The organism is Nocardia sp. NPDC003345, from assembly GCF_053589395.1.
In genome coordinates, this window is sequence record NZ_JBSFRU010000205.1 from 1 (window position 1) to 11593 (window position 11593).

Here is an 11593-nt window from a genome sequence, read left to right on the forward strand (position 1 = left end):
GGGGGCGGTACCCGAGATGCTCGCGGAACTGTCCGAGTACGACGATTTCTATCTGGACGCGCTGGCCCGGGTGCGCATGCCCGCCTACACCTCGGGGCGGGTGGCCCTGGTCGGCGACAGTGCCTACGGGAATACCCTGGCCGGCTTCGGGACCGGGCTGGCGCTGGTGGGGGCCTATGTCCTGGCCGGTGAACTCGCCGCCGCCGGAGACGATCACACCGTGGCCTTCGCCCGCTACGACCAGATCATGCGCCGCTACGCGAAACTGGGCGGCAGCAGCAGCCCGGGTCCGTTCCTGGCGCCGAAAACCGCCCGGGGCCTGCGGTTGCGGAACTGGTTCCTGAGGTCGCGGTGGTTCGCCCTGATGGACAGGTTCGCCGGTGATGCCAAGGACGATATCGAGCTCGCCGACTATGCCGCCGCGGTGGCGCGGTAGCGATATCACCCGGCGAGCGCGGATCCGCGGATTCGTTCGGGATGGGTGTAGATGTTCATGGTGTCGCCGCGCACGAAACCCGCGAGGGTGAGCCCGGCCTCCTCGGCCAGATCGACGGCCAGGGAACTCGGCGCCGAAACGGCGGCCAGAACGGGGATCCCGGCCAGGACCGCTTTCTGCGCCAGTTCGAACGAGGCCCGCCCGCTCACCACCAGGACGAGATCGGAGGCCGGAATCCGGTTCTCCCGCAGGGCGCAGCCGATCACCTTGTCCACGGCGTTGTGGCGGCCGATGTCCTCGCGTACCGCGAGCAGCGCGCCGTCCGGGGTGAACAGGCCGGCGGCGTGCAGACCGCCGGTGGCGTCGAATACCGCCTGGCGGCCGCGCAGGATCTCCGGTAATCCGGCCGCGACGGCGGCATCCAGCAGGGGCCGCGGGGGCGGAATCGGATGGCGGCTGCGCAGGCGGATCTCCTCGAGCGCGGTCCGCCCGCACAATCCGCAGGCGCCGGTGGTCAGGAAGGGACGGGCCGGAAGCGTCACCGGTGCCCGCAGGTCCACATCCAGCACGTTGTAGGTGTTGCGGCCCTCGTCGTCGGTTCCGGCGCAGTAGCGGGCGGTATGGATATCGGCCGCGTCGGCGATCAGGTTCTCGCCGAACAGGAAACCGTGCACCAGGTCGATATCGTTGCCCGGGGTGCGCATGGTGACGGTGAGTGATTCCCCGCGCACCCGGATCTCCAGGGGTTCTTCGACGGCCAGGGTATCGGGACGGACGATTTCGCCGGACGGGGTGATGCGCCGCATCCGGCGTCGCGCGGTGACTCGGCTCATCGCGGCCCGGGCCGGTGGGTATGGGGTTCGAGCCGGACGGTGACGGCCTTGGACACCGGTGTATTGGACCGTGCCGCCACATGATCCAGCGGTACCAGCGGGTTGGTTTCGGGATAGTAGGCCGCCGCGTTGCCCCGTGGCGTGGGGTAGGGCACCACCCGGAAGCCCTCCACCCGGCGTTGCACGCCGTCGGACCACTCCGACACCAGGTCGACGAGATCGCCGTCGCGGAAACCGAGTTCGGCGATATCGCCGGTATTCACCAACACCACCCGGCGACCGTGATGGACGCCGCGGTAGCGGTCGTCGAGACCGTAGATCGTGGTGTTGTACTGGTCGTGGCTGCGCAGGGTCTGCAGGACGAGCCGGCCCGGCGGGACGGGGACCCAGCGCAATTCGTTCACCGCGAAATTCGCTCTGCCGGTGGCGGTACGGAACTCGCGGGTGTCGCGCGGCGGGTGCGGGAGTACGAAACCGTTGCGCTGCCGGACCCGGCTGTTGTAGTCCTCGCAGCCGGGTACCACCCGGGCGATGGCGTCCCGGACCCGGTCGTAGTCGTCGCGGAACTCCGCCCAGGGCACCGGATGATCCGGGCCCAGCACCTCCCGGGCGAGTTCGCAGACGATCGCGACCTCGCTGCGCAGGTCCGGTGATACCGGGGTGAGCCGGCCGGTGGACAGATGCACCATCGACATCGAATCCTCGACCGAGACCTGTTGGCGGGCACCGTTCTGCAGGTCGAGATCGGTGCGGCCCAGGGTCGGCAGGATGAGCGCGGTGGCACCGTGCACGATATGGCTGCGGTTGAGTTTGGTGGACACCTGGACCGTGAGCGCGCAACCGCGCAGGGCCGCTTCCGTGACAGCGGTGTCCGGGGTGGCGGAAACGAAGTTGCCGCCCATTCCGAAGAAGACCTTCGCCCGGCCGTCCCGCAGGGCGCGGATGGCGGCAACGGTGTCGAAACCGTGCGCGCGGGGGCTGGTGATATCGAATTCGCGATCCAGGGCGGCGAGGAACGATTCGGGCATCTTCTCCCAGATGCCCATGGTGCGGTCGCCCTGCACATTGGAATGCCCGCGTACCGGGCACACTCCGGCGCCCGGTTTGCCGATCATGCCGCGGGCCAGCAGCAGGTTGGTGGCCTCCTCGATGGTGGCGACCGCGTGCGTGTGCTGCGTGAGGCCCATCGCCCAGCACAGGATGGTCCGGCCGGATCCGGCCAGTAGCGCGGCGGTGCGGTCGAGTTCGGCGCGGGTGAGGCCGGTCGCCTCGAGCACCGTCGCGAGATCGACGGCGCGGATATGCCGCTCGTAGGCCTCGAACCCGGCGGTGTGCGCGTCGAGGAAGGCGCGGTCCAGCACTGTGCCCGGCGCGCGGTCCTCGGCCTCGAAGAGCAGTTTCGCCAGCCCCTGGAACAGAGCCATATCGCCGCCGAGCCGGATCTGCAGGAAATCGTCGGCGATATCCACGCCGGTGGTGAGCCCGCGCACGGTCTGCGGGTCCCGGAAGCCGATCAGGCCGGTTTCCGGCAGCGGGTTGATCGCGACGATGCGGGCCCCGGCCTTCTTGGCGTCGGCGAGGGCGCTCAGCATCCGGGGATGGTTGGTGCCCGGGTTCTGCCCGGCCACCAGGATCAGATCGGCGGCGGCGAAATCGTCGATGGTGACCGAACCCTTGCCGATCCCGATCGACGCGGTCAGGGCGGTGCCCGAGGACTCGTGGCACATATTGCTGCAGTCGGGCAGGTTGTTGGTGCCGTAGCTGCGGACCAGCAGCTGGTACAGGAACGCGGTCTCGTTCGCGGTGCGGCCGGAGGTGTAGAACACCGCCTCGTCCGGGGAGTCCAGTTCGCGTAGTCGCGTCGCGATCAGGCGGTAGGCGTCGTCCCAGGAGATGGGGCAGTAGTGGGTATCGCCGGGACGCAGCACCATGGGATGGGTGAGCCGGCCCTGCCGGCCCAGCCAGTAACCGCTCTTGCCCTCGAGGTCGGCGAGGGAGTGTTCGGCGAAGAATTCGGGCCCGACGGTTTCCAGCGTCGCCTCCTCACCGACCGCCTTCGCGCCGTTCTCGCAGAATTCGGCGGGGCGGCGATGGCCGGTCGGTTCCGGCCAGGCGCAGCCCGGGCAGTCGAACCCGTGCACCTGGTTGACCCGGGCCAGCGACCGCGCGGTACGCACCACACCCATATCGGAGATCGCCCGCTGCAGGGCGACCCCGACCGCCCGCAGGCCCGCCGCCTGTGTTTTCGGCGGTGTGACTGTCAGTTCCGCCTCGTCGATATCGTCGGCCGGGCTGTTGCGGTGCATACCGCCATTGTGCGCCGGGGTGGCGGGCGGCGCGGGCGGGGTATCGCTCAGGACGCGCTGTTGCCGGCATCTTGATAGGTCAGGACCTGTTCGCTGATCCGGATCCGGCCGCCGGGCGGCAGTTCGGTGGGCGATTGGCTGATCCTGGTCCACCGGGGTTCGCCCGGGGTGGAGACGAAGGTCCCGGCGGCGGTTCCGGCGTCCCGCAGGAAGACCTTGCCGGCATCGACCGCGAGGTAGGCGTGCACCCGGGAGATATGCCGGTCGCGCTGCAGCACCAGCGGGGCGGCGGTGTTGCGGCGTACCGATTCGTCGACCGAGGGCCCCCGGCCGATGACGTAGGCGCGATCCAGGGGGTAGGCCGTCCCGTCCTCGGCCACCAGGACCGGTGCGGTGGGCGGGGCGCCGTCGTCGGGTCTGCGGGCACCGTACGGGTTGTCCCGGTCCTTTCCGAGCCGTACCGGCTCGGCTTCGGTACCGGCTCGGCCCGGCTTCACGTCGGGCCCGCTCCGGACCTGTTTCGCCTCGGCTCCGAACGCTTTCGCCGTGGTGCCGGCGCGGGACCGATCCGCGTCGGGACGGATCCGTACCGGTTCGGCCTTGGCGCGCGGGGCCGGCGCCGCGGACCAGGCGCGGGTCCCGGGCAGCGGGTCGGCGGCCCGGGATTCCGCGAGGCCGGTCGGCGGGCCCGGATCGGCCGCCGGTTCCGGTTGGGCGGCGGCCAGTCCGGCGGGGGCCGTGGCCGCCGGTTCGTACGCGGCGTCGGAGGCCGCGACCGCCGCCGGGGTCGCGGGGCGTTTGGTGCGGCGCACCGCGGCATGGATCACGAACCCGCCGCCCGGCACCACACCCGCGCGTAGATCGGTGCGCGGATACGGGGTGACCCGGGCCTCGGAGCCGGGACCGACCGCGAGTGTGCGCACCGGATCACGCAGGATCTCGTCGACCCAGGTGAAGGCGCGCGCACCGATCAGGACGCGGGTGCCCTCGGCGCCGGAGATGGAGGCCGAGACCGGGCCCCGGAGCAGGACCAGTGTGCCGTCGGCGGCCGGGGCCACCAGACCGAAAGGTGGTGGTTCCGATCCGGATCCGAACACCACGGCCGCGAGCCGCTGCGCGATGGCCGCACCCGGATGCTCCGCGTCCGCGACCGCCTCGACGGCGCCGAGTATCCGCTCGGTGGACGCGTTGGCACCCACCAGGTAGATCACCACATCACCGAAGCGCGCGACCAGGCCTTCACCCGGCGCGATACCAATGGTGGACGTATCGACGCGCACCCACGGCTCCTTCCTGGCACAGCACCGGATCCAGCATAGATGCGAATCCGTTACCGGGCGTGTGAGATGGGGGACGACAGCAGGGCCTATACCGGGAATGGTCGCCACACCGGTCGGCTCCGGAAAGGGAACAGATGCCGTACATCGCCGCGCCCGCCGTTGCGGGCGCCGCCCGCCCGTGCGCCGGTTCGGGTACCCGGATCCCGCGGTCGGTCGCGCGGCCCCGGACACCGCGGCCTCGGAAGCGGGCCGGGTCGTGATCCGCCCGGCGACCGTGACCGATATCCCGGTTCTGCGTGAGATCGAGGTTCGTGCCGGGCGGCCCTTCGCCGAGGCCGGGATGGCGGCCGTGGCGGAGGACGAACCATTACCGGCCGAGACGCTGGGCGAATTCGTTCTCGACGGCCGGGCGTGGGTGTGGGATCCCGGCGACGGGGTGCCGGTGGGATATCTGATCGCGAGCGTGGTGGACGGGATGGCGCATATCGACCAGGTCTCGGTGCTTCCCGAACTGCGCGGCGCACGCATCGGGCGCCGTCTACTCGACCGGGCGGTCCGCTGGGCCGGCGCCGCGGGGCTGCCGGCGATAACTCTCACCACCTTCACCGAGGTCCCGTGGAACGGGCCCTACTACCGCCGGCTGGGATTCCGGTATCTCGACCCGTCCGAGGAGACACCGCAGTTGCGTGCCCTGCGCGCCGCCGAGGCCGCGCACGGCCTGGATATCTGGCCGCGGGCCTGTATGCGGGCCGAAGTCGCGACCTGGCGGTACGCCTGATCAGCCACTCCAGCCGGCCACAGCGGCTTCGGCCGCGGCTTCGGCCGCGGCGCGATCGTCGGAGACCAGGCCGATCCGGGTCCGGCGGTCCAGCAGATCGCCCGCCTCCAGGGCTCCCTCGTGGGTGACCGACCAGGCGAACTCGGCGCCGATCACATCCAGCCCGGGTGCGACCGGTCTCGCGAGTTCCGGATTCGCCGCGGCCAGCGCCACCACCGCGGGGGCCTCGGCGCCGTACCGTTCGATCAGCAGTTGTGGCGCCGCGAGCCGGTCCCGGGCCGCCCCGGCGACCGCGCCCACCAGCGGCAGTGCGGTGGTCCGGCACGGTCCGGCGTCGATCCCGGCCCCGGTGACGGCGGCGTCGACCGCGTCCTCGGCCATTTTCCGGTAGGTGGTCAATTTCCCCCCGACCACCGTGGTCACTCCGTCCGGGGAGGTGAGAACGGCGTGCTCGCGGGAGATATCGGCGGTGCTGTCGACCGCGGTGCGCAGCAGCGGTCGCAGACCGGCGTAGGAGCCGCGGATATCGCTGGGGGTCAGCGGGATACGCAGCACCGTGTTCACCGTGTCCAGCAGGAAGCCGATCTCGGATTCGGACGGGCGTGGTTCGTCGGGCACTGGTCCGGGCGCGTCCTCGTCGGTCAGGCCGAGATACACCCGCCCGTGCGGAGCCGGTAGCGCGAAGATGAACCGGCCGACGGTCCCGGGCACCGGAACCGTCAGCGCGGCCGTCAACCCGCCGAACGCGGCGGCGTCGAAAACGAGATGGGTACCGCGGCTGGGACGCAGCCGGATACTGGGATCGACCTGGTCGGCCCATACGCCGGTCGCGTTGACGACCGCCCGGGCGCGGACCGTCAGTGTCTCACCGGTCCGGTCGTCGCGCAGCGTGGCTCCGTCGCCGCGCACCGATTCGGCCGCGACCCGGGTCAGCACGGTGGCGCCGTGGGCCGCCGCCGTCCGCGCCAGCGCGACCACCAGCCGGGCATCGTCGACGAGCTGACCGTCCCAGGCCTGCAAACCGCCGCGCAGCCCGTCCCGCCGCACCGTGGGCGCGAGCCGCAGCGCCTCGGCGCGGGTCACCCGCCGTGAACGGGGCAGCAGCGCGCCGGGCGTGCCCGCGCCCATCCGCAGGGCGTCGCCGGCGAGGAAGCCGGTGCGGATGAGGGCCCGGGCGGGGAAACCGATACCGGGCAGGATCGGAACGAGCTGGGGGAGCGGCCGCACCAGATGCGGCGCGGTGCGGGCCAGCAGGATGCCGCGCTCCACCGCGCTCTCGTGTGCGATACCGATCTTGCCGCTCGCGAGATAGCGCAAGCCGCCGTGGACGAGTTTGGAACTCCACCGGCTGGTGCCGTTGGCCAGATCGGATTTCTCCACCAGGACGGTGCGCAGGCCGCGCGCGGCCGCGTCCAGGGCGGCGCCGGCCCCGGTGACGCCGCCACCGATGACCAGCAGGTCGATCTCGGGGGTATCGCCCAGTGCGGAGAGTTCGCGAGCGCGGCGGCCGGCGTCGAGCGCGGAACCGGGCTGCGGGGGTGTGGTGTCGGACATCGGTTGGCGGCACGCGTCGCGCGACGGTGCGCTACTCCTTCCGTGACGAGGGGGCGGTCCCGGGAGCCTGCGGCGCAGGGGTCCCGGAAACGGCTGCCGGGGCAGCCGTGGGCGCGAGATAGGCATCCAGGGCGTGGCGGAGTTCGGTATCCATCGCGTCGTCGTCGAGCAGATCGGCGACGGTGGCCGCCGATTGCACCGCCGATTGCGCGATCAGCAGCACCATGGCCGCGAGCCGGGTGGGATCTCCGGCGCGGATGGACCCGTCGGCCTGGCCCTCGCCGATCCCGGTGACGAACAGATCGAGCAATTGGCGCTGGTTGCGTCCCAGCCGGCCGAAGACGTAGGTCAGCATCAGATCGGTATCGGTCCGGAAGATCTTGCCGAACAGCGGATTCGACCGGACCTCGGCGGCGCCGTTCACCACGCCGGTGATCAGCCGGGTACGCGCGGTCCCGGATCCGGGCATGGCGGTGGCGATGATCGCGCGCAGTTCCCGGACCAGGAGCTCGGCGATGAGGGCGCGGCTGTCGGGCCAGCGACGATAGACCGTCGGGCGACTCACACCGGCCCGCCGGGCCACCTCGGTGAGGGTGGTGCGGCGGACTCCGAATTCCGCGACGCACTCCCGGGCCGCGTCCAGGATCGTCTGCTCGACGGGCGCGGGGCCGGGGTCCGGGAGGCCGGTGCCGGTGGACACGGATTCCGCCCTCACTTTCTCGACCAGTTCGTTACTACTTGACAAAGCATGTCAAACTGTAACGCATGACCCCACCGTCCGGCCACACCGAACCCGATCCGCGCGACGCCGACCCCACCCACGGCACCGGCCGGCCGGATATGGTGTGGGATGCCTGGGGCGTCCCCGCGGGCCGGACTCCGCTGTCCGAGCAGATCCGCGGTCTGCTCACGCAGGTGTTCGGTGTCTCGGGGGAGCTCGCGGCGCGTCGCGATGAGGGCGACGTGGCGCTGCGCCCGCTGGTCCTCCCGGAGGACCGGCGGGCCGGTCTGACCGCCATCGTCGGCGCGGGGCATCTCACCACCGACGCGGCCGACCGGCTCCGGCACGCGGGCGGTAAGAGCACGCTCGATCTGCTGCGCCGCCGCGACCGCGCCCCGCAGGACGCGCCCGACGCCGTGCTGTACCCGGCCGGCCACGAGCAGGTGGCGGCGGTGCTCGCCTATTGTTCGGAACACGAGATCGCCGTGGTCCCGTTCGGTGGGGGCACCAGCGTGGTGGGCGGGGTGGACCCGGTCCGGGGCCGGTTCGACACCGTGATCGCCCTGGACCTGCGCCGGCTCGACGCGCTCCTGGACTGCGATCCCGTCTCCGCGACGGCCACGTTCGGGGCCGGTGTCACCGGTCCGCGCGCCGAGGAACTGCTCGCCGCGCACGGACTCTCACTCGGCCATTTCCCGCAGAGCTTCGAATTCGCCAGTATCGGCGGATTCGCCGCCACCCGCTCGTCGGGACAGGCCTCGGCCGGATACGGCCGCTTCGACGATATGGTCCAGCGCATCCGAGTCGCCACTCCCACCGGAACCGTGGACCTGGGCCGCGGACCCGCCTCGGCCGCCGGACCGGATCTGCGGGAACTGTTCGTGGGCTCCGAGGGCGCCCTCGGCGTGCTCACCGAAGTCACCGTCCGGGTCCATCCACGCCCCGAGACCACCGCCCATATGGCCTGGTCCTTCCCTGATTTCGCGACCGGCGCCGCCGCCCTGCGCGGTGTGGTGCAAACCGGCGCGGCCCCGACCGTGCTGCGACTCTCCGACGAGGCCGAAACCGGACTGAACCTGGCCCGGGCCGGCGATATCGGCGGCGCACCGGTCGCGGGCTGCCTCGCGGTCACCACCTTCGAGGGCACCGCCGCGCACGTCGCCGCGCGCAGCGCCGAAGCAGCCGGACTGCTACGCGACGCGGGCGGAACGGAATTGGGCCCCCGGCCCGCGCGGGATTGGGAGCACGGGCGTTTCGCCGCGCCCTACCTGCGCGACGCACTCCTGGACGCCGGGGTGCTGTGCGAAACCCTCGAGACCGCCACCACCTGGAGCGGGCTGGCCGAACTGAAGGCGAAGGTGACCGCCGCGCTCACCGAGACACTCACCGCCCAGGGCACTCCCGCCCTGGTCATGTGCCATATCTCGCATACCTACCCGACCGGCGCGTCACTGTATTTCACCGTCGTCGCGAAACTGCTCGACGATCCGATCGCGCAGTGGCGCATCGCGAAACAGGCGGCCGGCGACGCCATCGCCGCGGCCGGCGCCACCATCACCCATCACCACGCGGTCGGCGCCGACCACCGGGCCTGGCTGCCCGGCGAGATCGGCGACCTGGGCATCCGGATCCTGCGCGCGGTGAAACGCGAAATCGACCCGGCCGGCATTCTCAACCCTGGCACACTGCTGCCATGAGCGACGCCGATCGCCCCGGGGCCGATATCCGAGCGGTGCGCTCGGTCGCCGTGGTGACCAACCCGTCGTCCGGCCAGGGCCGGGCCCGGGAGGCCGCCGCCACCGTGGTCGAACGGCTCGCGGGAGCCGATATCGAGATCCGCGAAATCCACGAACCCTCCGCCGCCGATACCCGGCGCCGGGTCGGCGAGATACTCGAAGCGGAAACCCCGGATGTGGTGGTGTGTATCGGTGGCGACGGCCTGGTCAACACGATCCTGGCCCCCCTCGCGCACAGTGGCGTCCCCTTGGCGCTGGTCCCGGCCGGTACCGGCAACGACCTGGCCCGCGAACTCGGCATCGGCGACGATCCGCGCCCGGCCGCCGACCTGATCCGCTACGGGCGGGTACGCACCATCGATCTGGGTCACCTCGAACCCGCCGGACACGAACCGATGTGGTTCGCCACCGTGGCCTGCACCGGGTTCGATGCCCGGGTGACCCTGCGCGCCAACCGGATGCGCTACCCGCGGGGCCGGTTGCGCTACACCTTCGCCGCGGTCGCCGAGATCGCGCAGGGGATCGCCGTCCCGTACCGGATCGAACTCGACGGCGGCGCTCACCCCGACGCCGTCATCGAGACCGAGGCACTGCTCGCGGCGGTCGGCAACACCACCACCTACGGCGGGGGCATGCTCATCTGCCCCGACGCCCACTGCGACGACGGCCTGCTCGACCTGACCGTCGTCGGCAAGGTGTCGCACGCGGAAATGCTGCGGATCCTGCCCGCCCTCTCGGCCGGAAAACGGATCGAGCACCCCGCGGTGAGCCAATACCGGGCGCGGTCACTGCGCCTCGACGCCCCCGGCGCCCCGGCCACCGCCGACGGCGAACCCGCGGGCCGGCTACCGCTGACCGCGCGGATCGAACCCGCGGCCCTGACGGTCCTCACCCCGTGAACGCGGCGCTGACGGTCCTCACCCCGTGAACGCGGCTCAAGCCGCGAACCGCACCTCGCGTAACCGATCGGCCGCGGGACGGTCCAGCAGCACCACCGACGCGGGCGCCGGCCGCGGACCGGAGCCGTCCTCCACCTGGCCCAGCAGCCGTCTCCACCGCCACACATGCCAGTGGAACGAGGCCCGCCCCACCCGCCGCCCGCGCGCGAACTGACCCGCCCGCGCCGACTCCGCCGGCACATCGAGCAGCACCATATGCAGCTCACGCCCCTGCCGCAGGGCCCAGCGGGCCAGCATCCGGCGGGTGAGATCGACAGTGCCGCAATCATGGATCACCACCGGCCCGCGATGGTCACGCAAAGCGATCCAGATCCGGTTGAAATGCACCAGGTGCACCACCGGCCGCCACAGCGGATACGGCAGCCAGGACAGCCGGGGCCGCCACGAGTTACGGGCCTGGATCGAATCGAACACCAGCGATCCATCGGGCCCGGGACAGGCGTGCTCGGACTCCGGACCGGCATCGAAAAGCCTGCGCAACGCGGTGCTCTTACCGGCCCCGGGTATTCCGGCGAAGATCAGCGCGGCGGTGGCCGGATACCGCAGCGAACCCGCGTGCCCGCCGCGTAGATCGTCGAGGCCCCGGGGGCGGAGGATTTCCGAATCCGATTCCGGTAGGACGGATTCGGGCGGATACAGCGGAACGGCATCGAGCGGGGGGTTCACCCCGTCCAGGGTCCCCAGTGTGACCGATTTCGGCAAGATGTGTACTTCCACAGGCGATACCGGCATCGGGCACAACACCGCCGGTCCACACCCCTGGCCAGGCCCTGACCTGAGAAAATCCGGGCTCAAGCTGAGAATTGCTTATGGATTGGGGGCGACGGGCCGGAACGGCGGTAGTGTGTCTGGTGTAGGCGGAGTCTTCGGTGTCCCTCATCCACCGAAGGCTCCGCCTCTCTGTTTTTTGGCTGTGTTTTTTGGCGCGCCTCCGGCGCGCGGGGTTCGGCCCCTCAAGCGTCTGCTGTCAGCGCTCGAGACTCGCGGCTG

9 protein-coding genes and 1 pseudogene are annotated in these 11593 nt (G+C 71.3%); 4 read left to right on the plus strand and 6 right to left on the minus strand.

Annotated features, from left to right (window positions below; translation table 11 throughout):
• Window positions 1–436 (plus strand): annotated as a pseudogene (locus ACWDU1_RS21150) (FAD-dependent oxidoreductase); the annotation flags it as partial.
• Between the two features lie 5 nt (window positions 437–441).
• Here the strand turns inward: ACWDU1_RS21150 and fdhD are convergent.
• From fdhD to ACWDU1_RS21165, 3 genes are read right to left on the minus strand one after another with little or no spacing between them, the layout of a single operon-like run.
• Window positions 442–1269: a formate dehydrogenase accessory sulfurtransferase FdhD gene (fdhD, locus tag ACWDU1_RS21155; RefSeq protein WP_450000802.1), complete on the minus strand. Its 828-nt coding sequence runs from the start codon at window positions 1267–1269 to the stop codon at window positions 442–444.
• Window positions 1266–3575: an FdhF/YdeP family oxidoreductase gene (locus ACWDU1_RS21160; RefSeq protein ID WP_450000803.1), complete on the minus strand. Its 2310-nt coding sequence runs from the start codon at window positions 3573–3575 to the stop codon at window positions 1266–1268. The genes fdhD and ACWDU1_RS21160 overlap by 4 nt, the downstream gene beginning before the upstream one ends.
• Before the next feature lie 47 nt (window positions 3576–3622).
• On the minus strand, window positions 3623–4855 hold the full coding sequence (locus tag ACWDU1_RS21165; RefSeq protein ID WP_450000804.1) for an FHA domain-containing protein: 1233 nt from the start codon (window positions 4853–4855) through the stop codon (window positions 3623–3625).
• A gap of 178 nt (window positions 4856–5033) precedes the next feature.
• Here ACWDU1_RS21165 and ACWDU1_RS21170 point away from each other — a divergent pair, with 178 nt between their 5' ends.
• Window positions 5034–5633, plus strand: coding sequence for a GNAT family N-acetyltransferase (locus ACWDU1_RS21170; protein WP_450000806.1), 600 nt, complete (start codon window positions 5034–5036; stop codon window positions 5631–5633).
• Here ACWDU1_RS21170 and ACWDU1_RS21175 read toward each other — a convergent pair whose 3' ends face one another.
• On the minus strand, window positions 5634–7187 hold the full coding sequence (locus ACWDU1_RS21175; protein ID WP_450000808.1) for a glycerol-3-phosphate dehydrogenase/oxidase: 1554 nt from the start codon (window positions 7185–7187) through the stop codon (window positions 5634–5636).
• A 31-nt stretch (window positions 7188–7218) separates the two neighbouring features.
• Window positions 7219–7887, minus strand: a complete 669-nt coding sequence (locus tag ACWDU1_RS21180) for a TetR/AcrR family transcriptional regulator (protein ID WP_450000810.1) — start codon at window positions 7885–7887, stop codon at window positions 7219–7221.
• A 140-nt stretch (window positions 7888–8027) separates the two neighbouring features.
• Here ACWDU1_RS21180 and ACWDU1_RS21185 point away from each other — a divergent pair, with 140 nt between their 5' ends.
• Both ACWDU1_RS21185 and ACWDU1_RS21190 read left to right on the plus strand, forming a co-directional pair.
• Window positions 8028–9605 carry an FAD-binding oxidoreductase gene (locus ACWDU1_RS21185; protein ID WP_450000816.1) on the plus strand — a complete coding sequence of 526 codons (1578 nt, stop codon included), beginning with the start codon at window positions 8028–8030 and terminating at the stop codon, window positions 9603–9605.
• Entirely contained in the window at window positions 9602–10543 is a 942-nt protein-coding gene (locus ACWDU1_RS21190; protein WP_450000812.1) for a diacylglycerol kinase family protein, read from the plus strand. Before ACWDU1_RS21185 ends, ACWDU1_RS21190 begins: the two co-directional genes overlap by 4 nt.
• Window positions 10544–10579: 36 nt before the next feature.
• Here the strand turns inward: ACWDU1_RS21190 and ACWDU1_RS21195 are convergent, their stop codons facing one another.
• On the minus strand, window positions 10580–11305 hold the full coding sequence (locus tag ACWDU1_RS21195; protein WP_450000814.1) for an AAA family ATPase: 726 nt from the start codon (window positions 11303–11305) through the stop codon (window positions 10580–10582).
• Window positions 11306–11593: the final 288 nt, after the last annotated feature.